This is a genomic window from Castellaniella defragrans 65Phen, from assembly GCF_000612685.1.
In the GTDB taxonomy this organism is placed as follows: Bacteria; Pseudomonadota; Gammaproteobacteria; order Burkholderiales; family Burkholderiaceae_B; genus Castellaniella; species Castellaniella defragrans.
On record NZ_HG916765.1, the window covers coordinates 1,281,579 to 1,307,488 of the forward strand.

Here is a 25,910-nt window from a genome sequence, read left to right on the forward strand (position 1 = left end):
CGGTGGGTATGCTCACCGCCCCGTTTTCGCCCCTTCTCGCCTCTCTGCCCTCGGTTTTTCTCTACTGGGCTCGCGAGCGTTCGCGAGGTCACGTCCAGGGTTCATGCGGGATTGCGTGGGGTGGGTTGTGGTTGAGTACTGGTAAGCAGGGACAGGTCAAACCCACACTGCGGCTGGCCACTTTGCCGACATGGCCTGAAACGGCCAAAAGCAGGCGATCATCCTAAGCGCCGCAGGACGCATACATAAATTCAGGGGCGATGCTTGGCATTAAATAGATTCTCCGACTCAAGGAGCATGCGTTCACCGAACCTCACGTGTTCACGGAATCTTCCAAGCGCAGCGATGCTGCGTTCGTTGGCGGTTAGCATCTGGCCACTCAATTGGGGCCTGCACTTCGCCAATTGAGCTATGAAATTTCCCATCTCCCCGTATACTGGATGAAGCTCTCTGCGAAGCCTGACGAGCATTTGACTCAGTGATTTGGTTTGGACGGCAGGAAAAGCGATAGAGATGGCGGCGGCTCCCAGGACGCCTTCGACGAATATGGAAAACTCAGAAATGAAACTGGTTTCAAACCTTTCAGCCGCATCCGCATAGCGATTCATCGCATTTGCCATTTCGATGAGGGACAGCATTTGGAATTCTGCAGTTAGCTGTTCGTCGGACATGGCCCGAACCTTAGCCGCTCGTCGGCTGTTTTCGATGATGAATGCGCGATGGATTTTGGCGAATTGAAGGATGATGGCGGAAAGGACACCGCTCTGTTTCTTGGAGTTGTTGAGATAGCCGTTGAACCGATTCGCCAAGTCACTTTGCGCTGCTGGCGCTATTTCGGGACGTTGCCGGTAGCGCTTAGACCAGTTCTGAATATGGCGTGTAAGATGCACTCGAACCAGTTGGCCAAACTGGTCAGGGCTTACGAAATCCCAGTAGAGGACACCATCTTTCTTCGCGAGCCGGTCTCGAAACTGTTGGACGGCTTGCAGTTGTGCTGCGTTGTCGCCAGCGTCCGAGTCCACCTTTTTGAAGTAGAACATCAGCTGCGGGTTCCCGCTTGCCCGATATCGCGCTAGGGCGCGTTCGAATTCTTCGACGGTGCCTGATGCAGCCCTACCCGTGGGCGTCCCGAACCGCTTCCACATGATCCCAAGGAATAAATCATATTCCTCGCCAATCTGGGTGTTGATAACATCCTGCCCATCAGCGCCCACTGCGGGATAGGCATGCGTTTCCCATTTAACTAACCGCAGGTGGACTCCAAGGTCCTCACTCCACAGGTTGTTCCATTCATCTACGAATGCGTCAACGCGGCCGCGCTCATCGCTGACATCACCTGGGCTCGCCAGAAAAATGCTGAGAACTTGTTCGGTTTTAGGCATCTGACAGGTAGAAGATCGATATGTGTGTTGCCTAACAAAATCACCTCGCCCAGCAGGTTCTGGAGCAGTTGTTTGTTGAGCGGGCCGGCGATGAAACGCATTGCAGCAGATCCTTTTTTTTATTGCATCGTCATCTGGCATGACCGTTCGGTTTGCGAGAGAGCCGCTGAACGGATGCGCCATCTGCATCACCTATCTGGCGTTGCTCGATGGTTCGCCAACCCGGGACATGTGCACTCATCAGCGCCTTGAACATCCTCCCGTGGTTCGCGTAACGAAGGTGAAGCAGTTCATGAACGATGACGTAATCCTGGAAAGGCTCATCCTGGTCGAGCAAGTCCGTAGCCAAGGTGACGGTTCCCGCCGATGAACAGGAACCCCACTTCCTGCGCATCTCCTGCACCCGAACCACTCGAGGATTCACCTTCAGCTTGACCGCCCAGGCCAGTGCGCGGCGTCGCAAGTCTTGCGCCGGGTACTGGGACGACTTCATTCGCCGCCCTCCGTGAGCAGCAGCCGCACCACCAGATCAACGACCCGCGCCCGCTCGTCCTGCGCCAGCGCGAGGAGGGGCTTGTAGAGCGATGCACGTAGCCGTCGCTGCTCGTCGGCGTTGACCGAGGCATTCGGGAAGCGCCCGAGCAACTCTTCGGCGTCCTTGGCCAGCGTCATGGGGTCGATGCCCGCCGCTTTGACAGCCGCATCCTCACGCAGCACCCAGGCGACGGCAAACGCTCTGGCGGACAGGCCGCTGTCGCGCGCCGCCTTCATGGCCGCTTCCTTCTCGGCAGCCAGCGCCGCCAGCTGGTCCATCGCAGCCAGACCGGTCGTCTTGCGCTCTTCCAGATCCTTCAGGATGCGTTCGGCACGATCCTTCAGCGGTTGCAACACCGGGGCAGCGGCAGGGTCCTCGTCGATCTCGTGCTGCAGACCACGCACGAGGTTGAACACCTTACCCTCATCTGACCCATCCTCACCGCGCAGCGACTTCAGGGTTGCCACGTCAAAGGTCACGGTCTTGGTCAATCGCCCAAGACCATGTTGCTCGGCGCTTTCCTCGATCAGACGCCGCGTCTTGTAGGCCAGGTCAGCAACGAACCCGACTTTTTCGGCGTAGGCGTTGCGCACGGCCGCATACAGCTGACTGAGCTGCTTGTAGGTCGCGATGTGGTCACGCAGCGCCGGGTCGGGCGAGAGGATTTCCCACAGCGCCTCGATCTCCTTGTAGCTCTCGAAGAAGGTCTTGCGCGCCTCGGGCGTGAGGAAGCGGCCAAACACCAGGCGTTCGAGTCGCTCGTCGGGCGTACCGCTGGCGTCCGACTCAAGGTAGTCCTTCTTGGCCTGCTCGATGCGCTGCAGGAAGTCCTGCAACAGCACATCGAGATCCTCGATCACGCCGCTGACATCGCTGGAGTCGAACTGCAGCGCCTTCTTCAGCTCGCGCAGCACGCCGACGAAGTCGACCACCAGGCCGACACGCTTCTGCACACCGTTGGCGTCCACATAGGGCCGGTTCACCCGCGCAATCGACTGCAGCAGCACGTGGTCGCGCATCGGCTTGTCGAGGTACAGGCAGTACAGCGGCGGCGCGTCGTAGCCGGTGAGCAGCTTGTCAGTGACGATCAGGATCTTCGGGTTCTCGGCGGGCTTCTTGAACAGCAGGCGCACCTGCTCCTCAGCCTCGTCGGAAAGCTGCAGTTCGGCCACCAGCGGCCGATCCACGACGTCGGCGGAGTTCTCGGTGTAGACCGGTGCCGTCCACTCGGGTGGCAGCAGCTTGTCCAGCGCCTTCTTGTACTTGGCGCAGGCCTCCCGGTTCACAGCCACCACAAAGGCCTTGTAGCCCAGCGGCAGCACGTTCTCCATGAAGTGCTCCGCGATGAAGGCCGACACCTTCTCGATGCGGTCGTCCGCCGTCAGGAAGGTGCGCAGCCCTACCGCGCGGTCGAGCACCTTGTTCAGCTCCTCGACATCGGTCACACCTTCACTTTCAGCCAGCGCGAAAAACTCCTTGTCCAGCCGTTCGGCGGGCACCGTCATCTCGCTCGGCGCCATCACGTGCTTGATCGGCAGCGTGGTCTCGTCGGCGATGCTCTCGGCGATGGAGTACTTGTCCAGATAGCCCAACTCATCCTGCGTGCCGAAGATCTTGAACGTGCCTTCGCCCTGCGACGTGCGCGCTATCGGCGTGCCAGTGAAGCCGATGATCGTGGCCTTGGGCACTGCCGCCATCAGGTAGGTGCCGAGGTCCTTGGCCACCGACCGGTGCGCCTCGTCGATGAACACATAGACGTTGTCGCGCAGGCAGCTGTCTTTGCGGATGGCCTCGAACTTGTGGATCATCGAGATGATCAGGCCCCGGAAGTCAGCATCCAGCAGGGATTGCAGCTTGGCCTTGTTGTTGGCCCGTTCAACCGCGATGTCCTGCTGCTGCATCTCACCCAGCAGGCGCTCCACCCATCCCTTCAACTGGCCTTCCAGCTCCGTGCGGTCGACCACCAGGATCACCGTCGCGTTGGCAAAGCGCGCCTTGTCCTCCAGGATCTGGCGCGCCGCCGTCAGCAGCGTGAAGGTCTTGCCCGAACCCTGCGTGTGCCACACCAGCCCACGCGTCTTGCCTGGGTCGGCGCAGCGGTCAAGGATGGCGTCGATGGCGCGCCGCTGGTGCTGGCGCAGCACCGACTTGCGCGTCTCGCCGTCCTGCACATAGAACAAGATCCAGTGCTGCAGTGTGCGCAGGAAGTCGGTCGGCTCGAAAAAGGCCTGCACAGCGAAGCGGTAGGTTTCCTCCGGCGCCTGCTTCCAGCGCGCCATGTCGCGCCGGTTCGCGTTCCAGGTCACGCCGTACCAGTAATCGAGCAGGTGCGTTACGTTGAACAGTTGAGTCGTCGCCAACAGCTCCGGCGTTTCCAGCTCGTAGCGGCGCAGTTGCTTGATGGCACGCTCGATGGCGTCGCCATCCTTCGGGTTCTTGTGCTCGACGATCACCACCGGCACACCGTTGACGACGAACATCACGTCGGCCCGGTTGCCCTTGCGCGCGGGCGGCTTGATCTTCCACTCCCACGTCACATGGAAGGCGTTGTCTGCCACGTGCTCGAAGTCGATCACCGTCACTGGCCGGTGGCGCTTTTCGGCTTCGTCATACCACTGCCGTTCCCCACGCAGCCAGGCCAGTAATTCGCGGTTGCCCTCGATGGTGGCCGGCAGCGCGTCCAAGGTTTCCACCACCGAACGCACGGCGTCAGCGGACATCCATGGGTTGAACGCGGCGAGCTTGGCTTCCAGCACGTCGCGGAAGAAGGTGCCCGCCTCGCCGCCGCGCTTGGTGCGTGCGTCCTCCGGCGTAATCGACGCCCAGCCGATCTCCACCGCGTGCTTCACCATCGGGAACTGCACTGTGCCGGCTTCGCTGATCTTGAGTGTGCTCATGCCGTGGCCTCCTCATGTTGCGTCGAGGCCATGGACAGCGCCGACAGATCCAGATCCGACACAGCGATCTCGCCGGTCATCAGCTTGTGCATTAGCGCCTTGAACAATTCTTCCAGCACACCGCGCTTTTGCTGATGCAGACCAATCTTGCGGTCGAGAGCGTCCAGGACGGTGACGATCTCGCGCTGTTCATCAAGTGTCGGGGGCAGCGGGACCGGCAGGCCCTTTAAGAAAGCACACGTCAACGCTCCTTTCGTGCTACCACCGCCTGACGCCACCTGCCTAAGGTACTCGTACTGTGTTTCGAGATAGCCTCGAATGAAACCGGGCTCGGCTCGCTCAGTGTTTGTTTGCAAGTAGGCGATGTGCTGATTGATGCTCGCCTCAATCCTGAGAACTGCACAGTGCCCCAGTGTCTTGCCTTGTCCAGTGATTGCCATGAGTACTGCTCCAGGCTGGACACGAGGTAAGTGGCATTCGGCGAGTGCAACGTCGGTCACGAACTGGTCTGCAACCTCAATTTCCCGGTCATAAACCTTTGCGCTGGTAAGCCATGGAAACGTTCCGTCGTTCCAGTAGGCCGGCACAGTCTTCTTTGGCGTTGAGCCATTTCCAATCTTTCCGAGCGATCCCAGCGGCACGACCTCCCAACTCTCCGGAACCGGCCCGATCTCAGTCTCTTTCAGAGGTTCGCCACGCAGACCACGTCTGAACAGTTCGTGCATGCAAGCACGCTTGAGTTCCTCGGCTGTTTTCTCCGCTGCACGTTCCGTATTGATGCCAAGCCGACACTTGTCGAGAACATCTGCAATGCGGGACTGCTCATTGGATGGAGGAAGGACGACCTGAATCTGGTCAATCTTGGATTGGTTGAGCGTGTTGCCCTTGATCTGACGGTCTTGATGATCGGTGTAATCAACCTGCGAGAGGAAATAGCCCAAGTAACGCTGATCTACACCTTCCCGTGGAAAAATCGAGATGATGGCTTCGTTGTGACATGCCGGAATGCCGAGCGTCGCCACTCGCCCAATGGTTAGTTTGAAGCTCATGATGAGAGTGCCCGCAGGCACGATGCGTTCACGGAACACACTCTCAAACGCAAGTGCGGAGACAGATTCAGCTGTCTCGACGATGGTGCCGTATTGCTCCATGTCGGAAATTGCCACCCACGGCACCTGACGCTCCCCTTTTGCCCAATACGCAGGGTTTGCCCGCGCTGGCGTGCGGCCAGTCGTATAGCTGGCTATCTGACTGAATGGTTCCACAGTCCAGCCTTTCGGGAGTTCATTCATTTGCCCACCCCGGAAAGCAGTTGATAGAGCACCTTGTTCACTTCGGATGCTTTCGCATCTAGCTCAGCCAATTCGGCAATCAGATGCGACATGTCCCGATGCGAAGCATCGTCGCTTTGCCCTGCCCAGCGGCTCGGACTCAGGTTGTAATCCGCCTCCTGAGCTTGCTGTTTTGTGATGACAGCCACCTCACCCTCGACCGGCTCGCATTTGAGGTACATCGCGGCGAGCGGCCGGATGTCTTCCTCGGGCAGGTAGTTCTTCGGCTTGCCCTTTTGGAAGTGACGGCTGGCGTTGAGCAGGACGATCTTGCCTTTGCGCGCAGCAGGCTTTCGCTTGTTCAGCACCACGATGACGCCTGCCGCCGTGGTGTTGTAGAAGAGGTTTTCGGGCAGCAGGATCACGCCGTCGATCAGGTCCTGATCGACGAACCACTTGCGGATGTTGCGCTCCTTGTCCTCGTTCTTGGAGCCGGAGCCGCGCGTCACCGCGCCGGTGTCGAGTACCACGGCGGCGCGGCCATGGTCATCCAGGCAGGCCAGCGTGTGCTGCAGCCATGCCCAGTCACCTTTGCCGCTGGTGATGCCGCCCGCCGTGCGGAAGCGGTCGAACGGATCGTTGGCAAACAGGTCTGCCGAGAACGGCTGGTTCCACATCGGGTTGGCCACCACAATGTCGTGGCCACGGATCTTGCCGCTGGCCTCGCGGAACTTGGGGTTGATCATGGTGTCGCCCCGGGCCAGCTCCACCTCCATGTCGTGGATGATGGCGTTCATCTGCGCCACGGCGTAACTTTCTGCCTGCAACTCCTGGCCGGAGAGTTTGAGCGGCACGCGGCTGGTTGGGTCGAGTTCGCGGGCGACGAGCTGAAGCTTGATCAGCAGCCCCGCCGAACCGCAGGCGTAGTCGTGGCAGGTTTCACCGGGCTTGGGCCGCAGGATGTGCACCATCAGGAAGCCGACCTCGGTCGGGGTGAAGAACTCGCCCGCACTCTGGCCCGAGCCTTCGGCGAACTTGCGCAGCAGGTACTCGTAAGCGCGCCCAAGAAAATCGGGCTGCACGTCGGCAAGGCCGAGGCGGTAGCGCGGGTCGGAGAACGTCTCGACCACGCCGCGCAGCTTGGCCGGGTTAATGTCGCGCTCGCCATTGCGCTCGGCGGCGAAGTCCACCACGTCGATCACGCCGGAGAGCGTCGGGTTCTGCTTGACCACGGCGCGCACGGCTTTGGTCAGGTGCTCGCCGATGTCCCGGGGCGCGGTCGGGCGGCCACGGTCGTCCAGCGGCCAGTCGAAAGACTCACGCCCGCTGATCACCGCCCAACGCGCCTCCGGGGGCAGGTAGAAACGCAAGAGCGAGTGGTCGGACTCGGCAATTTCCAGGGCGGTGGCGCGGTCGCCATACTCCTCGGCCAGCCGCTCGATCTCGTCGTCGAAGACGTCGGACAGCCGCTTCAGGAAGAGCAGCGGCAGCAGGTAGTCCTTGAACTTGGCCGCATCCTTCTCGCCCCGGATCGAGCAGGCGGCATCCCACAGCATCCGCTCCATCGGCTTGGTGGTGGGCGTGGCAGCAGCCGCCCGTCCGGCGCGACGCCGCGTTACTTGCGCGGCGGCCTCGGCAGGCGGGGGACTATCTGCGCCCTCGACCCCGGCCTCTTGCGCCAGCGCGAGGATGGTCTCCTGCGCGGCACGCTGGGGCTTATTGCCGCCACCTTCCCATCGGTTGACCGTAGCAAATGAGACGCCCAGGCGCTCAGCAAGCTGCTCCTGGGTCAGGTTGAGGGCTGCGCGAGTGGCACGGAGTATCGCTGGAAAATCGTTTTGTTTTGTCATGTCTGCTATGTTTGTTATATTCTACTCGCTTGTCAAGCAGAATTTGGCGATGGAGTGCACCACCGCCTCCGGGAATAGGAGAGCAGGCATGAGCGGGAACCGATGGGACGCGGCTGGCGTGCCGCGCAAGGGGTGGACGTGTGTTGATGTCATCGACTTGAGGGCCGACGGCGAACCGGCAGACGAAACCGACTACGCCACCTGCCAGATGTGCGGCAACGAGAAGATCCGCTACGTCCACGTCATGGAGCACCCGGATCTGCACGAGCACCTCGAAGTTGGCTGCGTCTGCGCGGAGAAGATGACCGACGACTACGAGGGACCGAAACGGCGTGAGGCCAGGCTGCGCAATCGGGCAGCACGACGGACCCGCTGGCTGCAACGTACCTGGCGCAGGTCAGCCAAGGGCAACAGCTTCCTCAACCTCGAAGGCCACAACCTGGTGGTGTATCCGACGAAGACGGGGCGCTGGGGTTACAAGATCGGGGACCGATTCGGTCTGAGGACATACCCGACGGCCAATGAAGCCAAGCTGGCGCTGTTCGATGACTTCTGGATGGCGACTCACGACGACGAAAGGCTGTGGTCGTCTGACTGATAAGCGGACGCGGGTTCAATTCCGCAAATGGGAATCGAACCGGCGTCCCGTCTGATGCGCTTCGCTGATGACCTCGCCCAGGCGGAACTGGCAGGATTGACGGCAACAAGGGCTGGATTCCCCACCTTTCCGCAGGAGTTCGCAGCGGTTCTAAGGAGCTGAGTTACATAGGTTTGGCGCAGGGTTCCACCCCACCACCAGCTATTTCAAACCCGCCATCCGGTCAAGCCGGGTGGCGGGTTTTTTCATGCGCGGCCGTTTAAAGCCCCGGGGCGCTCCGCGCATCACGCCGGCGACACCGCCGTCCGCGCGCGCTGCGCCACGTTGTAGATGGTCGTGCGGGACACCTGGTAGCGCGCGGCGATCTGGGCCACCGGCATGCTGCGCGCCTTGATCATGGCGACGATTTCTTCCGTCTGGCGGCGGCTCAGCTTGGGGCGCCTGCCGCCGTGCCGCCCCCGGGCGCGGGCGGCGACGAGGCCGGCTTGCGTGCGCTCCCGGATCAGGTTGCGCTCGAATTCGGCGAGGGCCGCGAAGACGTGGAAGATCAGCCGGCCGGATGCGCTGCCGGTTTCGATCCGTTCGGTCAGGCTTTCAAAACAGACGCCCTTCGTCTCCAGGTCGCTCACGATGCGCACCAGGTCCGGCAGGCTGCGGCCCAGCCGGTCCAGCCGCCAGACCACCAGCGTGTCTCCCTGGCGCAGCGCCTGGAAGCAGGCGTCGAGCTGCGCGCGCTCCGCGTTCTTGCCGCTCGCCACGTCGGTGTAGATGTCGCTTTTCCGCACCTCTGTGCGAAGGAGCGCGTCGAGTTGCAGATCCAGGTGCTGTTCGTCCGTCGAGACCCGGGCGTATCCGAGACGCCGTCCGGTGGCTGCTTCTGTTTTCATCGTGGGGCGAAATGTACAACAAACGGTGGTTTTCCATACACCAGCCGAGGTCCCAGAAATCTAACATGGTGAATCAGTTGTTGCATAGGAAAACAATCCAATTCACATGGGCTGTGCGCTGCCGACACGGATCCTGGGGACGAATGCATCAAACCACCGTTTCCTGTACTGCGGCCGGGTTTCGCCGGAACGTTGAACCACCGAGCCGCTCGTAATGCCCGGAGAGGGTGGGAGGCGGGCTCGCCTAGGAGAAGCAGATGCGCAACATCAAGATAAGCACCCGGCTGGCGCTGGGTTTTGGCCTTTTCACGCTGTTGCTGCTGCTGATAGCGAGCTACGGCGCCTGGGGGCTGCATGCGAACCAGGAACGTTCGGCGGAGATGGAAACGCGCAGCAAGGTGGGTTTCCTGGTCGAGCAGTGGGCCAAGGCGGAGGTCGAGTCCGCCGGGATGCTGCGGGTCGCGGCGGCGCATGTCCGGTCCGGCGATGCCGGGGCGGTTGCCGCCGACCGACAGGCGTTCGATGAGGCGTCCCGGCGCACGGCGGAAATCCGGCAGCGGGTGGAGGCCGCCATCCGCAGGCCCGAGGTGCTCGCCCTGTACCGCCAGGCGCTCGCCGCGCGGGACGGCTATGCCAGTGGGTGGAGCCAGGCCTTCAAGGACCTGGACGCGGGGAACCCGGCCCGAGCCCAGGCGTATTTCGAGCAGGAATTTCCCGGCGCCGTGGCCCGGTATCACCAGGCCGTCGAGCAGGTTTCCCGATTCCAGCAGGACCACATCGACGAATTGAACGCGGAGAACCAGCAGGCCTCCCGCGAGAGCTTTTTCCTGCTGGCCGCCGGCGCGATCCTGGCCTTGATTCTCGGTCCCCTGTTCGCCTGGCGGGTGGCCCGGTCCATCACCCGGCCGCTGCGTGCGGCGGTCGAGCTCGGGGCGAGCGTCGCGCGGCGCGACCTGACGCGGGATATCGAGCCGCGAGGCAGGGACGAGGTCGCGCGCCTTGAGCAGGCCCTGCGCGAGATGGTCGAAGGGCTGCGGCATACGGTCGGCGAGGTCCAGACCGGGGCGGACACCATCGCCTCGGCGGCGGGGCAGATCGCCGCGGGCAACGTGGATCTTTCTTCGCGCACCGAAGAGCAGGCGAGCTCCCTCGCCGAGACCGCGGCCACCATGGAGGAAATCACCGCGGCGGTGCGCCAGAGCGCGGACAATGCCCAGCAGGCGGACACCCTGGCGAACAACGCCGCCCGGACCGCCACCGAAGGGGGCGCCATCGTCGGAGAACTCGTGGGCATCATGAGCGAAATCCACGACAAGTCCCGGCAGGTCGCCGAGATCATCGGCGTCATCGACTCGATCGCCTTCCAGACCAACATCCTGGCGCTCAACGCCGCCGTGGAAGCGGCGCGGGCGGGCGAGCAGGGCCGTGGCTTCGCCGTGGTGGCGAGCGAGGTGCGGGCGCTCGCGCAGCGCAGCGCCGCCTCGGCCAAGGAAATCAAGCTCCTCATCGACGGCTCCGCGCAGGCCACGGCCAAGGGCGACGAACAGGCATCCCTCGCGGGCGCTTCCATGCGGAAGATCGTCGAGGCCATCGGCCACGTCACCGGGGTCATCAGCGAAATCAGCGCGGCCAGCCGCGAGCAGACGACGGGCATCGAGGAGATCAACACGGCCGTCACCCAGATGGACGACGTCACCCGGCAGAACGCCAGCCTGGTCGAGGAATCGGCCGCCGCGGCGGCCAGCCTGCGGGAGCAGGCCGACGCGCTGGCGCAACTGGTCTCCACCTTCCGGCTGGACGCTTCCCGGGGTGAGCCGGACGGAGGCGCCGCCTGGCGCCCGGACGGGCGGGGCGCGGATGCCGCCGATGGCGCGGTCCGCCCCGCGCTGGCCGATGCGCGGCCGATCCGCTTACCCGCCATCGCCGGGCGCGGCGGGCAGCCGTCTCCGGTCCTGCGCCCGGAAGACGGGCGTGCGCGAGGCGCTGTCCGGCCGGCCGCAGCGGCGCTGCCCGCACCGCGGCCGGGACGGGCCGGCGCAGCGGCCGGCGAGTGGGCCGAGTTCTGAAGGCGCCGCCATCATGCAGGGAGCGGCGTTCCTTCACCGGGCTCATTCCGCGGCGTTCTACGATTCCTTGACGGGCTTGCCGCAGCGCCAGATGCTCATCGGGCACATGGAACAGGCCCTGGCGGATCTCGCCCGGAACCGGACCGGGCTGGGGGCCGTCCTGATGCTGGATATCGACGACTTCCGCAAGATCAACGAGACGTATGGCCTGGACGTGGGGGACCGCATCCTGCGCGAGATCGGACAGCGCCTGAATGCGGTTCTGCGGCCGCACGACAAGGTGTCGCGCGCCAATGGCGACGAGTTCATGGTCCTGCTGACCCTGCTGGGCGCCGACCCGGCCGTCGCGGCGCGGAACGCCCTGGACATGGCCGAGGCCCTGCGCGCCGTCCTGATCGGCAAGCCGTTCCAGGCGGGAGACGCCTCGATCTCGATCCAGGTGAGCATCGGACTGACGATGCTCGATGGGCGCAACGCGAAAATCAGCCAGGTGCTGCAGGAGGCGGGCATGGCCCTGCACCGGGCGGAGGAAAAGGGAGGCGATTGCGTCGTCCTGTTCGATGCCTGCATCCGGGCGCGCTTCAAGGAACGGCGGTCCCTGGAGCGGGATCTGGCCGCCGCGCTGGACGCCTCGGAATTGCGCATGCACCTGCAGCCGCAATTCGACGGGGACGACCGGGTCGTGGGCGCGGAACTCCTGGCGCGCTGGACGCATCCGGCGCGCGGCGGCATTTCTCCCGCCCTGTTCATTCCCGTCGCCACGGAGGCGGGCCTGATGCCGCAACTGCTGCGCTGGTCGCTCGAAGTCGCCTGCGACACCCTGGTGCTGCTGCAGGGGCACGGGCTGCACCACCCGGTCTCCGTCAACGTCAGCCCGCGCAGCCTGCTCAGGCCCGATTTCATCGCTTCGGTCAGGGAGGTCCTGGCGCGCAGCGGGGCCGCGGCCGACCGCCTGATATTCGAGATCACCGAGGAAGCCTGGCTGGGCGACCTGGAGATCGCGGCCCGGCGCATGAAGGAACTGAATGGGCTGGGGATCCGCTTTTCCATCGACGATTTCGGTTCCGGCTTCACCAACCTGACCTATCTCAGGCGGCTGCCCATCGACGAGCTGAAGATCGACAAGAGCCAGATCCAGGGCCTGCCCGAGGATGCCGACAGCCAGGCGATCATCCGGATGATCCTGGGCATGGCGCGGCAGCTCGGCCTGCGCGCCGTCGCCGAGGGCATCGAAAGGAAGGAGCAGGCCGATTTCCTGTTCGAGCATGGCTGCGACGCCGTGCAGGGCTTCTGGAAGGCCCGCCCCATGCCCATCGCGGCCTGGGTGGCGGCGCGGGGCGGCTTGCGCGGGCCTCGTTCGGACCTCGGGCGCGATGACGAAGCACCCAGGTAGGCCTCCGGAAATGTGTGGGCCATCGAAAATCCGCACGGGCCAGAAGATTCCCGTGCGGGCGGGCCGCTCCGCCCGATGGCACCCGCCGCCGCCCGGATGGCGCCCGTCTCCGCCGCTGTCGGGATCGCCGATGGGCTAGCGGACCGGCGCGCAGATTTCCACCAGATGGCCGTCGGGGTCGGCGACGTAAAGAATCGTGTATCCGAGGATCATGCTGCTGCTCCGAACCCTATATCCGCGGCCGTCGTGAACGTGTGAACGCGCGGCCATTGCGACCGCGCGGCCCCTGCGCGTATTGGAGAATCGCGGCACGGGTGCCCGCCCGGGCCGCGCGGCTTTGCCGCCGCGCGGCCCCGGCTTTCATTTTCCGGCGTCGAAGAACTTCCGTATGTCCGGACTCGATTTGGAAGGAATGAATTCCTCCACCTGGTAGGTGGCGAGCCCCTTCCGGGAGAACGGGTCTTCGGCCAGGAGGGCGGAGAGCGCCTCCCGGCTGGCCGCCGCGGCCAGGATGACGCCGCCCGTTCTGGGGACTTTTCTCCCCGAGGCGATGAAGACGCCGGCTGCGTAGTGGCGGTCCAGGAATGCGACGTGATCCGGCAAGGCGGCGTCGATTGCTTCCAGCGGGGCGGTGTAGGTGATCGAAACGATGAACATCGGGATGCTCGACGAGTGGGGTGGTTGGGGGTGTCGGCGGAGGGCTGGGTGAGCTGGGCGGGCCAGACGACTCAGGTAGACCAAACGATCCATGCGGACCAGACCCGGGTCGGAGAGGGGGCCGGCTTCGTTCCTCTGGGACCGGATTGTTCCCGTCCGCCACGCGCCGCAAATGTAGCAGGTTTGGCTGCTCCGGCAGGATCTGAATCAGCGGGTCCGGGATGCCGGCATGTCCCGATCGGACGCCCTCCGGTCCGTCACCTTCCGGATCCAGGCCGGCGTGCCGGATGCGCGCGACCCCGACTTGATGCGAGAATTGGAAACCTTTTCTCTCATCGCCCCATGGCGCCGCCCATCATGCCGATCTTCGATTTCAAGCAAGTGGATGTCTTTGCCAGCGAGCCCCTGAAGGGCAATCCCCTGGCGGTGGTGATCGGCGCCGACGGGCTGGACGAGGCCCGGATGGCGGCGTTCGCCCGCTGGACGAACCTGAGCGAGACGATCTTCCTGCTGCGGCCGACGGCGCCGCAGGCGGACTACCGCGTGCGGATCTTCACGCCGGGCGGCGAGTTGCCGTTCGCCGGGCATCCCACGCTGGGCGCCTGCGCGGTGTGGCTGGCCGGCGGGGGCCGGCCGCGTGGCGACACGATCGTCCAGGAATGCCCGGTGGGCCTGATCACGCTGCGCCGCGATGGGTCGCGGGTGGCGTTCGCGGCGCCGCCGCTGGCGCGTTCCGGTCCGGTCGAGGCCGAGCTCTGGCCGTGCATCGCCGCGGGGCTGGGCCTGGCCATCGGCGAGATCCGCGCGGCGCAGTGGGTGGACAACGGCCCGGGCTGGCTGGCGGTGCTGCTGGACACGCGCCGGCGGGTGCTGGAACTGCGCCCCGATGCGGCCATTCTGAGCGATCTCAAGGTGGGCGTGGTCGCGCCCTGGGATCCGGCCGTGGACGGTACGCAGGCGCAGTTCGAGGTGCGCGCGTTCGTGCCCGGGCTGGGGATTCCGGAAGACCCGGTCACGGGCAGCCTGAACGCCGGCGTGGCCCAGTGGCTGATGGGCTGCGGCCGCGCGCCGGAGTCCTACGTGGCGGCGCAGGGAACGGCGCTGGGCCGGGCGGGCCGCGTGCACGTCCGGAAATCGGGGGAAGACATCTGGGTGGGGGGCGAGGTCGTCACCTGCATCGAGGGCCGGGTGACGCTGTAGGCCGTAGCGGCCCCGCCGTCCTCAGTCCAGGACCAGGTTGACCCGGTCCACCGATTTCTCGAACAGGTGGTAGCCCGACGCGCCTTCGGCCAGCAGGTCGAGCAGCGGTCCGGCCTGGCGCGCCCGCGTGCCGCCCACCACCTGGATTCCGCGCGCCCGGTAGGGGTCGGGCAGCAGCGGCGCGGTGGGGCCGACGATGGCGATGCGCGTGCCGGGGCGGGCATGGCTCAGCAGCGCGTCCAGGGAGTCGTTGGTCAGCGTGGTGGCGGTGCTGATGAGCACGTCCGCCCAAGGGATGATCTGCGGCGCGGCGGAAGCGGGGGCGTAATGCGGCAGTTCGTCGGCCCGCAGCGTGGCCGGGTCCATTTCCAGTACGCGGTAGTGGCGCCCTTCCTTGCGGAAGGCGCGCATGTAGGGGGCGAACGCACCCACCAGCACGACGCGTTCGCCGGGGCGGAGCGCCAGCGCCTGGGCGGCATCCCCGCCGGAGACCTGGGCATCCCGGGGCGCGCCGTCCCGCTGCCAGAGGGTCTCGATGAGCGCGTTCAGCGTGGCGATCGCCATGGCGCGCCGCATGGGGCCCGTCCCGGGAGCCAGGTCTTCCAGCACGTCGGCGGCGGGGCGCCCCCGCAGTTTGCCCGGCGAGGGCAGCGCGCCCAGCGAGCTGGAGCAGCACACGGCGGCGGGAATTTCCTTGATGGGCGTGGCGGCGAGCCCGCAGCAGCCGTTGCTCAGTTCGACCCCGGTGAAGAAGATGCCGGCGACGGCGCGCTCCAGCGTCAGCGCATCCAGGCCGGCGCCCAGCCGGTGGCGGGTTTCCTGGAGGAGGTCTTCGAGCAGCGAGGTCGTCATGGCGATCGTCCTTCGGTGGTGGTTTTGCAGGGCGGGTCACGTTCGATCCGCACGCCGATGTCCGCCGGCGGACCGAAGTAGAGGCTGCTGGTGACCAGCGCATCCACCCCGGTGGCGGCGTAGGCGGCCGCGTTGTCGGCGCGGATGCCCCCGGCGGCGAGCAGGCCCAGGTGCGGCCATTCGGCACGCAGGCGCGGACACCATTGTGCCAGCCGTTCGGGCTCGACCTTGTCGAACTGCACGACGTCGGCGCCGCAGCGGGCGGCTTCGCGGGCGTCTTCGTAGGAATTCGCCTCGATCACGATCTTCTTTTCGACCAGATGCCTGCGGCGCCGGGCGAGGATCTGGCGCAGGTCCTTCCAGCCGCCCGGCAGCAGCGCGCGGTGCTGGGGGAAGACCAGCACGGTCTCGGACAGGCCCAGCCGGTGCGGGAACGCGCCCCCGGCCAGCGCCGCCTTCTGCGCCACGCGGCGCAGCCCGGGCGGGTGCTTGCGGGTGGTCAGGATGCATACGTCGGGGTTGACCCGGGCCGCGGCGTCCGCCATGGCGCGCGTGCGCGTCGCCACGCCGCAGGCGTATTCGAGCAGGTTCTGGCCGACCTTCCAGCAGTCCAGCAGGGCCTGGGCCGCGCCCTGCGCCGCCACGATTTCCGTGCCGGCTTCCACGCACCGGCCGCTGGGCAGGCAATCCGTCGCGCAGCCGCCCCGTAGGGCGACCATGCGCGCGACTTCCTCGGTACAGGCGAGGGTCATGGCCTGGCGCGCCACCCACGCGATCCGGGCCGGTTTCGTGCCGATCTCCAGCAGCGTGCTGGTCAGGTCGAAGAGGCCGATGTCTTCCGCCAGCCAGGCGTCCAGCATCGAGGTTTCAAAAAAGGGCCCCCACGCTGCGCAGCCTGCGGCCGCTTGCTGCCCCCCAAAGGGGGCCTTTTTGCCTTGGGACGGCCCGGCGGCAAAAAAGGGCCCCCACGCTGCGCAGCCTGCGGCCGCTTGCTGCCCCCCAAAGAGGGCCTTTTTGCCTTGGGACGGCCCGGCGGCAAAAAAGGGCCCCCACGCTGCGCAGCCTGCGGCCGCTTGCTGCCCCCCAAAGGGGGCCTTTTTGCCTTGGGACGGCCCGGCGGCAAAAAAGGGCCCCCACGCTGCGCAGCCTGCGGCCGCTTGCTGCCCCCCAAAGAGGGCCTTTTTGCCTTGGGACGGGCCGGCGGCAAAAAAGACGGGAGTCTCGTCCATGGTTTCGGTTCCGGTGGGTGGGCGATCGGGGCGCATCGCGGCGGCCGGGCATCCGTCTGGTGGCGTCCGACGGCGCTCGATGGCTATCGGAATATACATCACTTTATAACGTCATCGGCGGCTTCGCTTTCGACGAGCGGGAGGGGGCCGCGTCGGACGGAGGGCGGACGTGCGTGGAGAGGCGCCGTTCCGAGCGTGGAGGGACGGCCGCTTCAGCCGCGGAGAGGCATCGCTTCAGCCGTGGAGGGACGCCGCTTCAGCCGGCCCGCCGCGCCAGCCATTCCCGGTGCCCCTGCGCGCGCAGCAGGCAGGCGGGGCATTCGCCGCAGCCGTAGCCCCAGGCGTGCAGGGTGTCGCGGCGGTTGAGGTAGCAGGTGTGGGTGTCGGTGCGCACCAGTTCGGCCAGCGCGTCGCCGCCCAGCCGATGCGCCAGTTCCCAGGTGTCGGCCTTGTCCAGCCACATCAACGGGGTTTCCAGCGTCAGGGGGCGGTCGATGCCCAGGCTCAGCGCCACCTGCAGCGCCTTGAGCGTGTTGTCGCGGCAGTCGGGGTAGCCGGAATAGTCCGTCTGCGACATGCCGCCCACCAGCACGTCCAGCCCGCGCCGGTAGGCCAGCGCGGCGGCCAGGGTGAAGAACAGCAGGTTGCGGCCCGGCACGAAGGTGTTGGGCAGGCCGTCGGCCTGCAGGGCGATGGCGATGTCGTCGGTCATGGCCGAGGCGCCCAGCTGCCCCAGCACGTCCACGTTCAGCAGGTGGTCCTCGCCCAGGCGCGGCGCCCATTCGGGCCGCAGTTGCACCAGGCGGTGGCGCAGCGCGATGCGGCAGTCCAGTTCGGCGCGGTGGCGCTGGCCGTAGTCGAAGCCGAGAGTCTCGACGTGGCCGTGGCGCGCCAGCGCCCAGGCCAGGCAGGTGGTGGAGTCCTGGCCGCCGGAAAACAGCACCAGGGCGCGGCGGGACTTGCGGGCCGCATTCATGATGCCTCCCTGGCGCCGCGCGCCGTCCCCCCCGAGGGGGCATGCGTGCCAGGGGCGGTTCGGAGCGCTCATGCCGCGGCCGGCAGGGCGTCGCGCCGCTTCATGAGGCGCACGATCGCGTTCAGGGCGACGCCGTACATCGGCACGAACAGCAGCAGGCTGACGGCCAGCTTGATGGCGTAGTCCACGGCGGCGATCTCGCCCCAGTGCGCGGCCATGAAGGGATTGCTGCTGCGCCAGAAGGCGATGCCGAAGAAGGCCAGGGTGTCCAGCGCCTGCCCGAGCACGGCGGAGGCGGCCGGCGCCACCCACCATTGCACGTAGCCGCGCCGCATGCGGTCGAACACGCGCACGTCCAGCAGCTGGCCCAGGACGTAGGCCGCGAAGCTGGCGAAGGCGATGCGGAACACGAAGGTGTTGAATTCGGCCAGCGCGGCGAGGCCGTTGAAGCGGCCTTCGTGGAACAGCACCGACACGACGTAGGAGACGATCAGCGCCGGGATCATGGCGCGCAGGATCACCCGGCGCGCCTCGGCCTTGCCGATCAGGCGCACGGTCAGGTCGGTGGCCAGGAAGATGAAGGGAAAGCTGAAGGCGCCCCAGGTGCTGTGGAAGCCGAACAGCTCGATGGGCAGCTGCACCAGGTAGTTGCTGGCGATGATGACGAGGATGTGGAACGCGACCAGCAGGGCGAGATAGAACGAGGCCCGCGGCTGCGGAACGGAGGCGGAGATCATGTGAGCCTTTTTGGTGGATGGGGTGAGGGAACCCATGGGGACTGCGGGGGGCATTATACGACGGGCCGCGCCCGAAGGCGCGGCCCGCCATGACCAGGGCCGTCGCGCGCGGCGGGCGGAGGCCCGCCGGGCGTCCGGCGCGAAGCGGCCGGCCGGATCAGAAGTCCATGCCGCCCGCGGCGGCCGGGACTTTGTCCTTCCTGGGCAGTTCGCCCACGCAGGCCTCGGTGGTCAGGATGAGGCTGGCGATCGAGGCGGCGTTCTGCAGGGCGGTGCGGGTCACCTTGGTGGGATCCACGACGCCGAGCTCGACCAGGTCGCCGTACTGGCCGCTGGCCGCGTCGTAGCCGAAGTTTCCTTCCGCGGCCGCCACCTTGGCGATCACGACCGAGGGCTCGTCGCCCGCATTGGCCGCGATGGCGCGCAGGGGCTCTTCGATCGCCCGGGCCACGAGCTGGATGCCCGCGTCCTGGTCGCTGTTGGCCCCCTTGAGCCGGGCGAGCGCCTTGCCGGCGCGCAGCAGCGCCACGCCGCCGCCGGGCACGATGCCTTCCTCGACGGCCGCGCGGGTCGCGTGCAGCGCATCGTCGACGCGGTCCTTCTTTTCCTTCATCTCGACCTCGGTCGCGGCGCCGACCTTGATCACCGCCACGCCGCCCGACAGCTTGGCCACGCGCTCCTGCAGCTTCTCGCGGTCATAGTCGCTGGTGGCCTGCTCGATCTGCGCCTGGATGGCCTTGATGCGGCCGTCGATGCGGTCCTGCTTGCCGGCGCCGCCCACGATGATCGTGTTTTCCTTGTGCACCTCGATGCGCTTGGCGCCGCCCAGGTCGGCCAGCCCGGCTTTGTCGAGCTGCTTGCCGGTTTCCTCGGAAATCAGCGTCGCGCCGGTGAGGATGGCGATGTCCTCCAGCATGGCCTTGCGGCGGTCGCCGAAGCCCGGCGCCTTGACGGCGGCCACCTTCAGCACGCCGCGCATCGTGTTGACCACCAGGGTGGCGAGCGCGTCGCCCTCGACGTCCTCGGCCACGATCAGCAGCGGCTTGCCGGCCTTGGCGGCGGCTTCCAGCACCGGCAGCAGGTCGCGGATGCTGGAGATCTTCTTGTCGTGCAGCAGCACCAGCGGGTCTTCCAGGACCGCCACCTGCTTCTCGGGGTCGGTGATGAAATAGGGACTGAGGTAGCCGCGGTCGAACTGCATGCCCTCGACCACTTCGAGCTCGTTGTCCAGCGACTTGCCGTCCTCGACCGTGATCACGCCTTCCTTGCCGACCTTGTCCATGGCGTCGGCGATGATCTTGCCGACGGACGGGTCGGAATTGGCCGACAGGGCCGCCACCTGCGAGATCTCCTTGCTGGTGGAGATCGGCTTGGACAGGGACTTGAGCTCGCCGACCACGGTGCCCACGGCCTGGTCGATGCCGCGCTTCAGGTCCATCGGGTTGATGCCCGCCGCCACGTACTTCAGGCCGCCCTGCACGATGGCCTGGGCGAGGACCGTCGCGGTGGTGGTGCCGTCCCCCGCCACGTCGGCGGTCTTGGAGGCGACCTGCTTGACGACCTGCGCGCCGATGTTCTCGAACTTGTCCTCCAGTTCGATTTCCTTGGCGACCGACACGCCGTCCTTGGTGATGACCGGGGCGCCGAAGCTGCGTTCGAGCAGCACATTGCGTCCCTTGGGGCCCAGCGTCACGCGCACGGCGTTGGCCAGAATGTTCACGCCCTTGACCACGCGCTCGCGGGCGCTGTCATGGAAAAGCACTTCTTTCGCGCTCATCTCGATACTCCTGGAATCCGTGAAAAAAGTTCAGGCGGCTTTCTTGGCGGCCCGGGGCTCGGCCTCGACGACCGCCAGCACCTCGTCCTCGCGCAGGACCAGGTATTCCTGTCCATCGACCTTGACGGCCTGGCCGGCGTACTTGCCGAACAGGACGCGGTCGCCGACTTCGAGGTCCAGGGCGCGGAGGGTGCCGTCCTCCAGCCGCTTGCCGTTGCCCACGGCCATGACTTCGCCCTGCTCGGGCTTTTCCTTGGCGGAGTCGGGAATCACGATGCCGGATGCCGTCGTGCGTTCCTGTTCGATTCGCTTGACGACGATCCGGTCGTGAAGGGGACGAATCTTCATGATCAATCTCCTTGTTGCAGATCACCAGAAAGGAATCAGGAAGGGACGCGGGGCCTGCGCAGAGCGGTCCGCGGGCCGCGCCGTTCCAGGCAGCCGGAATGCTGCGTTGCTTCAGATAGTGGCCGGGCAAGGGGGATTCAAGAGCGATATTGCAACAAAGTGCGACAACGCCCCGGCGGGCCGGTCTAGGCGTGGAGCAGGCGGCCGCCCCGGCCCAGGCGGTAGACGTCGCGGCCGCTGCGATGGCGGTCGTAGGGCATGGGCGCGACCGGACAGGAATCCTCGCGCGAGCGGCCGTCGCGCAGGGTGGCGTCGTCCTCGTCCAGCTCGCCCCAGACGCCGCCCGCGCGCGGCCGGAAGAGCCAGCGCACGTATCCCTTCATGGCGGCGAGTTCGAGCAGGGTGTCCAGGTCGGGCGCGTCCACGATGGCGACGCGCCCGTCGGGCTCGCCCGGATAGGACCCGAAGGCGCGGTGGCAGGCCATGGTTTCGCTGACCGGGGCGTTCAGCCGCCACCAGGGGCGGTGGTTGCTGCGTTCCAGGTCCCAGGCGCCCAGGCGCCAGGCGGCCTCCAGCATGGCTTCGTCCAGCACCTCGACCCGGCCCCAGCGCACGTCGATCTGCATCGCCGAACCCGGCACCGGCCGCGACGGGATCTCGATCCCCGGCACCTGGACGGCTGTGCGGCGCCTGAATCCGTGCCAGTGCAGGATCAGGACCGGCGGCGCGTCCGGCTTGGCGACCGCGCTGAGGGTCACCGCGTAGAGCGGCAGGCCCATCGCATCCACCTGTGATTGAATCGTTTCCAGGATCCTCATGCTGAACCCCATGGCGACAACCCATTGAGATCCATTTTATGCGGGCGGACGGGGATTGCAAGACGGGCGCGGGGGTGCCATGAAGCGCGGATTGTGGCGTGTGCGGGGCATGCCGGATGCGTGGGGGGGCCACTCCTGGATCCGCCCGCTCAAAGCAGGGGATGGGCGGGCGTGCGCAGGCCTTGCTGCAGCAGTCCGACCCCCATGAGGAAGATGCACAGCCCACCCAGCAGGCCCAGGACCTCGAAAGCGGCGCGCATGCGGCGACTCGCGCCGCGGCCCCGGCCCAGCAGGCCCATCAGTCCGCCGCGCAGCGACACCGCGCCGATCGCCAGGGCGCCGACCGTGGCCGCGGTGCCGGCGGACATGGCCATGACGGCCGCGATGCCCGCCCAGCGCAGGTCGATGGAATAGGCCACCAGCAGCACGAGGATGGCGCCGGAGCAGGGCCTGATCCCGATGGCCGCGACGACCGGCAGGCTGGCGCGCCAGCCGCGCGTCCCGTCGAGGTGGGCGCCGGCCAGGTCGTGCAGCGCGCCGCAGTCCGCGCAATAGGCCCGCATCCCGGCGCCTTGCGTGAACACGCCCCGCGGCGGGGCGTCCGGACGCGGCCCGCGCCACCGCCGGTACAGGGCCGCCGCGCCCTGGAGGGCGAGCATCGCCCCCAGCAGGGCCACCAGCGCGAAACTGAGGTTTTCCAGATGCGTGCCCGCGCGCTGGGTGTGGCGCATCGAGTAGCCCAGCAGGTCCGCGACGACTTCCACCAGCAGCACGGCGACCGCGCCCTGCATCAGGGCGGCCGCCGTGGCCAGCAGCAGGCCGCGCGCCGGCCGCACGCGATGGGTGCCCAGGTAGGCCGTCATCACGGCCTTGCCGTGCCCCGGGCCCGCCGCATGGAAGACGCCGTACAGGAAGCTCAGGCCGATCAGCGGCAGGGCGGCGATCCAGCCTTCCTCGCCGACCAGGCGCATCGCCTGCGCCAGCCGCCGGTGCAGCCCGGCCTGCGTGTCCATGATCCAGGCCAGCGTCCGGCCCCACCAGGCCTGCTCGCCGAGCAGCGTCCAGAGGAGGAAGGCCAGCCCGAACGCCAGGCCCGCGGCCGCCAGGGCGCCGGGCAGCCGGGCGCCCTTCATTCGCATTGAATGTGGACCCGCTCGGCGAACAGGTCTCCCAGGTCTTCTTCGGCCTGTGCGCCGCGGTCCAGCGCATAGGCGCGGGCGACGTCTTCCGGCGACGGATCCGGCGGGACGACGCGCAGGCGGCACGCCCGCCCGGCTGCGCCTTCGATCGCGGGCGGCTGCTCGGGGCGGTGCATCATCCGGATGAAGTAGCTCGGGTCGTAGATGGCATAGGATACCGGCCGGGCCGCCGGATCCACGGGCTCGGCCAGCGGCGCCGTGAAGGAGAGCAGCAGCTTCCCGCCCTGCATCGCGCCGGTGAATTCGGTCGCCTGCCCGAGACGGACCGCGTGCCCGCCGGCCGAGATTTTCGTGAAATAGTCGTAGGGCCCGAGGTTCTCGATGGCCATGGCGGCGAAGTCCTGCGCCGAGGCCTTGCCCGAGGGGCTGTCGCCGGCCATGCCGTCCATGACGGCCGCGCTGTACAGCTCGTCGAAGAGCCATTGTTCCCGGATCGCGGTGAACGCGCCGCCGGGCGAGAGCACGACCGTGCTGCGCACGTCGATCCACGCATGCGGATGGGCCTGCGCCGGGGCGGGGCGCAGCGCGAGGCAGAGGCAGGCGGCGCCGAACAGGCCGGCGAGGGACGGCCGCCGGCGTCCGGCGAGGAATCGGGTCGGCATGGTCCTCCGGGGCTCATCCTTTCACACTCGGCAATGATACCCGGGCGGGGGGCCGATGCCGGCGGCTTGCCGGACCGGCTGCGCGCACAGGAGCAGCGGTGCGTGCAAGGCCGCGGCGTCCGGGAAAGGAGAGGCCGCGGCCTTGCGCATCGCCTGCGCGGCCGTGCCCATCGCCCGCTATCGGGAGGCGAGGACGGCGTCGCGGATCGTCCGGACGTTGTGGCGCATCATGTCGATGTACGTGGCCGCCGGACCGTCAGGCCCCGAGAGCGCGTCGGAATACAGCTTGCCGCCGACCTTGACGCCGGTTTCCTTCGAGATCTGCTCGACCAGGCGCGGATTGCTGATGTTTTCCAGGAACAGCGCCGCCGCCTTTTCCTCCCTGACCTGCCGGACCAGCGCGGCCACGCCGGAGGCGGACGCTTCCGAATCGGTGCTCATGCCCTGGGGCGCCTCGAACTTGAAGCCGTAGGCCTGGCCGAAATAGGCGAATGCGTCGTGCGGGGTGATGATCGTGCGCCGGTCGGCCGGGATCCCGGCGATGGCGGCCTCGAGTTCGGCCTGCAGGGCGGCGAGCTTCCCGTCGTACGCGCGGGCATTGGCCTCGTAGGCCGGGCATCCCTGCCGGTCGGCCGCGCAGAACGCCCTGGCGATGTTGCTCACGTAGATCCGGGCGTTGGGCACGGTTTGCCAGGTATGGGGATCGTACTTGCCGTGGTGATGGTGCCCGTGCTCGTGCGCCTGCTCGTGTTCGTGCTCGTGGGCCTGTTCATGCCCCTGTCCGCCGCCATGGACATCGCCATGGTCATGGTCCTCGTCCTGGCCCTCGTGGTCGTGATCGTGGTCTTCTTCTTCGTTGAGCCGCGGCGTGATCCCGTCGGTCAGCGCCGCCACGGGGGCCCGGGCGCCGCTGGCCTGCATCAGGCCGGGCAGGAATCCTTCGAGCTGCAGGCCGTTGGCCAGGATCACGTCGGCCGCGCCGAGGGCCTTCAGGTCGGCCGGCCTGGGCTCGTAGGTGTGCGCGTCGCCATTCGGGCCCACGAGCGTGGTCAGGGCGATCCTGTCGCCGCCGACGTTCTTCGCGAGATCGCTGAGGATCGAGAACGTCGAGACGACCCGGAGTTCCGCGGCGCCGGCCCGGGCGGGGCCGAGGCATGCAAGCATTGCGATGCCCGCCAGAGCGGCCAGCTTTTTCCGTGTGGACAGGGGTGTGGAGATGAGGGCGGACATGGGGTTTTCTCGCGGATTGATCGGAAGAGAGATGTTATAACATAACAATAGGGATGTTATAACATTCCGAATCCGGAAATTCACCGGCTTGCATGGCTGACCGCGCAGGCCCGCGCCCCCGGACTCAGGCCTTGTCCATTTCCCGCACCTTGTCGCCGCCCGCGACCGAGTACGTCATCGGCACCTTGCGCGTCGCCAGGAACTGCTCCAGCGATTCGCCGCGGAAGGCCGCGTAGACCTCGGGGTTGGAGACGCCCAGCACCGCGGCCATCTTCTCCAGCACGAAGAAGCTCACGCCCCGCCGCACCATCTCGATCCATTTCCGGTTGCGGATCAGGTCCTTTTCCTCGACGGTCAGGCCGTGTTCGTTCGCCAGGGCCTCGAAGTCGGTGACGAAGCGCGCGCGGTGCGCGGGCTTGACGAGGTCGTGCAGGAAGCTGTTGATGCGCAGGTTGGCCTGGCTGCGCGCGTGGGTGAAGGGGTAGGAGCCGGGGATCTCGCCGGCGCCTTCGAGCTCGTGGACGATGTGCGTGCGGTAGGCCTCGACGGCGGCCGGATCGGGCGCGCCGCCCAGGTCCTCCAGGATCAGCGTGGCGATGTTGGTGACCGACGGGGCGTAGGTCTGGCGGTGCACCAGCCGCACCTGGTCGGACAGCGCCCCGCGCATGATCAGCCACATGACGACCTCGGCGCCTTCCATGCCGCCCTTGGCCGCGAATTCCGCGATGCGCATCCGGACCAGATTTTCCGGCGTCTTTTCCAGCAGGTCGAGGAATTCGTTGTCCCAGGCCTCGTCGATGAAGCCGGCGCGCTCGCCGTGCACCTGGTGGGACAGGCCGCCGGTGGCCATGATGGCGACGTTGAGGTCCTCGGGATAGCTTTCGATGGCCTTGCGCAGGGTCTTGCCGAGCTTCCACATGCGCTTCGCGCTGGGGATGGGGAACTGCAGCACCCCCACCTGCAGCGGCACCACCTGGCCGGTCCAGGGGCCGCGCTCGTCGCCGAGCATGGACAGCGGCGACAGCACGCCATGGTCCACCGGCTTGCCCTGGAAGATCGACATGTCGAACTCGTCGGCCATCAGCGACAGGGCGATGTGCTGCGACAGGCCCAGGTGGCCGCGCGCGGGCGCCACTTCGCGGGGGCCGCCGCCTTCGTCCGCGGCGACGTAGAGGTCGTCGATGCCCAGGGCGAAGGCCGAGTAGTGGTCGAAGAAGAAGGAGGTGACGTGGTCGTTGTAGATCATGAACAGCACGTCGATCTCCTTGTCCTTGATCCAGCCGCGGATGCGGTCGAAGCCCTCGAAGATGGGCTTCCAGGCCGGGCTGTCCTGCTTGCCGGTGTCCTTGGCGTAGCCGATGGTGGGGGAATGCGAGGCGCCGATGCCGCCGACGATGCGAGCCATG

At 66.7% G+C, this 25,910-nt stretch carries 22 protein-coding genes; 4 read left to right on the forward strand and 18 right to left on the reverse strand.

Going from position 1 to position 25,910, the window contains the following annotated elements; all coding sequences use genetic code 11:
- Positions 1-251 precede the first annotated feature (251 nt).
- From BN940_RS18835 to BN940_RS05730, 5 genes are read right to left on the reverse strand one after another with little or no spacing between them, the layout of a single operon-like run.
- Positions 252-1,523 (reverse strand): hypothetical protein, encoded by a 1,272-nt coding sequence (locus BN940_RS18835; RefSeq protein ID WP_148304895.1) that lies wholly within the window; start codon positions 1,521-1,523, stop codon positions 252-254.
- The gene (locus BN940_RS18350) at positions 1,513-1,875 is read right to left on the reverse strand and encodes a M48 metallopeptidase family protein (RefSeq protein ID WP_084330536.1); all 363 of its coding nucleotides are present in this window, start codon (positions 1,873-1,875) and stop codon (positions 1,513-1,515) included. Before BN940_RS18350 ends, BN940_RS18835 begins: the two co-directional genes overlap by 11 nt.
- Positions 1,872-4,814 (reverse strand): type I restriction endonuclease subunit R, encoded by a 2,943-nt coding sequence (locus BN940_RS05720; RefSeq protein ID WP_043681101.1) that lies wholly within the window; start codon positions 4,812-4,814, stop codon positions 1,872-1,874. Before BN940_RS05720 ends, BN940_RS18350 begins: the two co-directional genes overlap by 4 nt.
- Positions 4,811-6,106 (reverse strand): restriction endonuclease subunit S, encoded by a 1,296-nt coding sequence (locus tag BN940_RS05725; protein ID WP_043681103.1) that lies wholly within the window; start codon positions 6,104-6,106, stop codon positions 4,811-4,813. The genes BN940_RS05720 and BN940_RS05725 overlap by 4 nt, the downstream gene beginning before the upstream one ends.
- Positions 6,103-7,935, reverse strand: coding sequence for an N-6 DNA methylase (locus tag BN940_RS05730; RefSeq protein ID WP_043681106.1), 1,833 nt, complete (start codon positions 7,933-7,935; stop codon positions 6,103-6,105). Before BN940_RS05730 ends, BN940_RS05725 begins: the two co-directional genes overlap by 4 nt.
- Before the next feature lie 88 nt (positions 7,936-8,023).
- Here BN940_RS05730 and BN940_RS05735 point away from each other — a divergent pair, with 88 nt between their 5' ends.
- Positions 8,024-8,533 (forward strand): hypothetical protein, encoded by a 510-nt coding sequence (locus BN940_RS05735; RefSeq protein ID WP_043686030.1) that lies wholly within the window; start codon positions 8,024-8,026, stop codon positions 8,531-8,533.
- Positions 8,534-8,817: 284 nt separating this feature from the next.
- On the opposite strand, the gene BN940_RS05740 is transcribed toward BN940_RS05735, so the two are convergent.
- Entirely contained in the window at positions 8,818-9,420 is a 603-nt protein-coding gene (locus BN940_RS05740; protein WP_043681109.1) for a recombinase family protein, read from the reverse strand.
- Positions 9,421-9,677: 257 nt separating this feature from the next.
- Here BN940_RS05740 and BN940_RS05745 point away from each other — a divergent pair, with 257 nt between their 5' ends.
- Positions 9,678-11,486 carry a methyl-accepting chemotaxis protein gene (locus tag BN940_RS05745; RefSeq protein ID WP_052355638.1) on the forward strand — a complete coding sequence of 603 codons (1,809 nt, stop codon included), beginning with the start codon at positions 9,678-9,680 and terminating at the stop codon, positions 11,484-11,486.
- 13 nt (positions 11,487-11,499) lie between these two features.
- Complete coding sequence (locus BN940_RS05750) at positions 11,500-12,879, forward strand: putative bifunctional diguanylate cyclase/phosphodiesterase (RefSeq protein WP_277355903.1); 1,380 nt, start codon at positions 11,500-11,502, stop codon at positions 12,877-12,879.
- Between the two features lie 360 nt (positions 12,880-13,239).
- Here the strand turns inward: BN940_RS05750 and BN940_RS05755 are convergent, their stop codons facing one another.
- The gene (locus BN940_RS05755; RefSeq protein WP_420864847.1) at positions 13,240-13,629 is read right to left on the reverse strand and encodes a YciI family protein; all 390 of its coding nucleotides are present in this window, start codon (positions 13,627-13,629) and stop codon (positions 13,240-13,242) included.
- A gap of 264 nt (positions 13,630-13,893) precedes the next feature.
- Between BN940_RS05755 and BN940_RS05760 the strand changes: the two genes are divergently transcribed.
- Positions 13,894-14,736 (forward strand): PhzF family phenazine biosynthesis protein, encoded by an 843-nt coding sequence (locus BN940_RS05760; protein ID WP_043686039.1) that lies wholly within the window; start codon positions 13,894-13,896, stop codon positions 14,734-14,736.
- Between the two features lie 21 nt (positions 14,737-14,757).
- On the opposite strand, the gene BN940_RS05765 is transcribed toward BN940_RS05760, so the two are convergent.
- The 11 genes from BN940_RS05765 to BN940_RS05815 all read right to left on the reverse strand — a co-directional run bounded on the left by BN940_RS05765 (position 14,758) and on the right by BN940_RS05815 (position 25,909).
- Positions 14,758-15,588: a DUF364 domain-containing protein gene (locus BN940_RS05765; protein WP_043681116.1), complete on the reverse strand. Its 831-nt coding sequence runs from the start codon at positions 15,586-15,588 to the stop codon at positions 14,758-14,760.
- Positions 15,585-16,916: a ModD protein gene (gene modD, locus BN940_RS05770; RefSeq protein ID WP_338075611.1), complete on the reverse strand. Its 1,332-nt coding sequence runs from the start codon at positions 16,914-16,916 to the stop codon at positions 15,585-15,587. The genes BN940_RS05765 and modD overlap by 4 nt, the downstream gene beginning before the upstream one ends.
- A gap of 157 nt (positions 16,917-17,073) precedes the next feature.
- Positions 17,074-17,793: a 7-cyano-7-deazaguanine synthase QueC gene (gene queC, locus BN940_RS05775; RefSeq protein ID WP_043681117.1), complete on the reverse strand. Its 720-nt coding sequence runs from the start codon at positions 17,791-17,793 to the stop codon at positions 17,074-17,076.
- Between the two features lie 68 nt (positions 17,794-17,861).
- The gene (locus tag BN940_RS05780; protein WP_043681123.1) at positions 17,862-18,530 is read right to left on the reverse strand and encodes a 7-cyano-7-deazaguanine/7-aminomethyl-7-deazaguanine transporter; all 669 of its coding nucleotides are present in this window, start codon (positions 18,528-18,530) and stop codon (positions 17,862-17,864) included.
- Between the two features lie 157 nt (positions 18,531-18,687).
- Positions 18,688-20,307 carry a chaperonin GroEL gene (gene groL / locus BN940_RS05785; RefSeq protein WP_043681130.1) on the reverse strand — a complete coding sequence of 540 codons (1,620 nt, stop codon included), beginning with the start codon at positions 20,305-20,307 and terminating at the stop codon, positions 18,688-18,690.
- Between the two features lie 30 nt (positions 20,308-20,337).
- Positions 20,338-20,655, reverse strand: coding sequence for a co-chaperone GroES (gene groES, locus BN940_RS05790; protein ID WP_043681137.1), 318 nt, complete (start codon positions 20,653-20,655; stop codon positions 20,338-20,340).
- A gap of 185 nt (positions 20,656-20,840) precedes the next feature.
- Positions 20,841-21,473, reverse strand: a complete 633-nt coding sequence (locus BN940_RS05795; RefSeq protein WP_043686046.1) for a hypothetical protein — start codon at positions 21,471-21,473, stop codon at positions 20,841-20,843.
- A 149-nt stretch (positions 21,474-21,622) separates the two neighbouring features.
- The gene (locus BN940_RS05800) at positions 21,623-22,612 is read right to left on the reverse strand and encodes a nickel/cobalt transporter (protein WP_084330538.1); all 990 of its coding nucleotides are present in this window, start codon (positions 22,610-22,612) and stop codon (positions 21,623-21,625) included.
- Positions 22,603-23,274, reverse strand: coding sequence for a DUF1007 family protein (locus BN940_RS05805; protein WP_052355641.1), 672 nt, complete (start codon positions 23,272-23,274; stop codon positions 22,603-22,605). Before BN940_RS05805 ends, BN940_RS05800 begins: the two co-directional genes overlap by 10 nt.
- A 177-nt stretch (positions 23,275-23,451) precedes the next feature.
- The gene (locus tag BN940_RS05810; protein ID WP_052355642.1) at positions 23,452-24,504 is read right to left on the reverse strand and encodes a metal ABC transporter solute-binding protein, Zn/Mn family; all 1,053 of its coding nucleotides are present in this window, start codon (positions 24,502-24,504) and stop codon (positions 23,452-23,454) included.
- Positions 24,505-24,628: 124 nt separating this feature from the next.
- Positions 24,629-25,909, reverse strand: a complete 1,281-nt coding sequence (locus BN940_RS05815) for a gallate dioxygenase (protein WP_043681147.1) — start codon at positions 25,907-25,909, stop codon at positions 24,629-24,631.
- Position 25,910 lies beyond the last annotated feature (1 nt).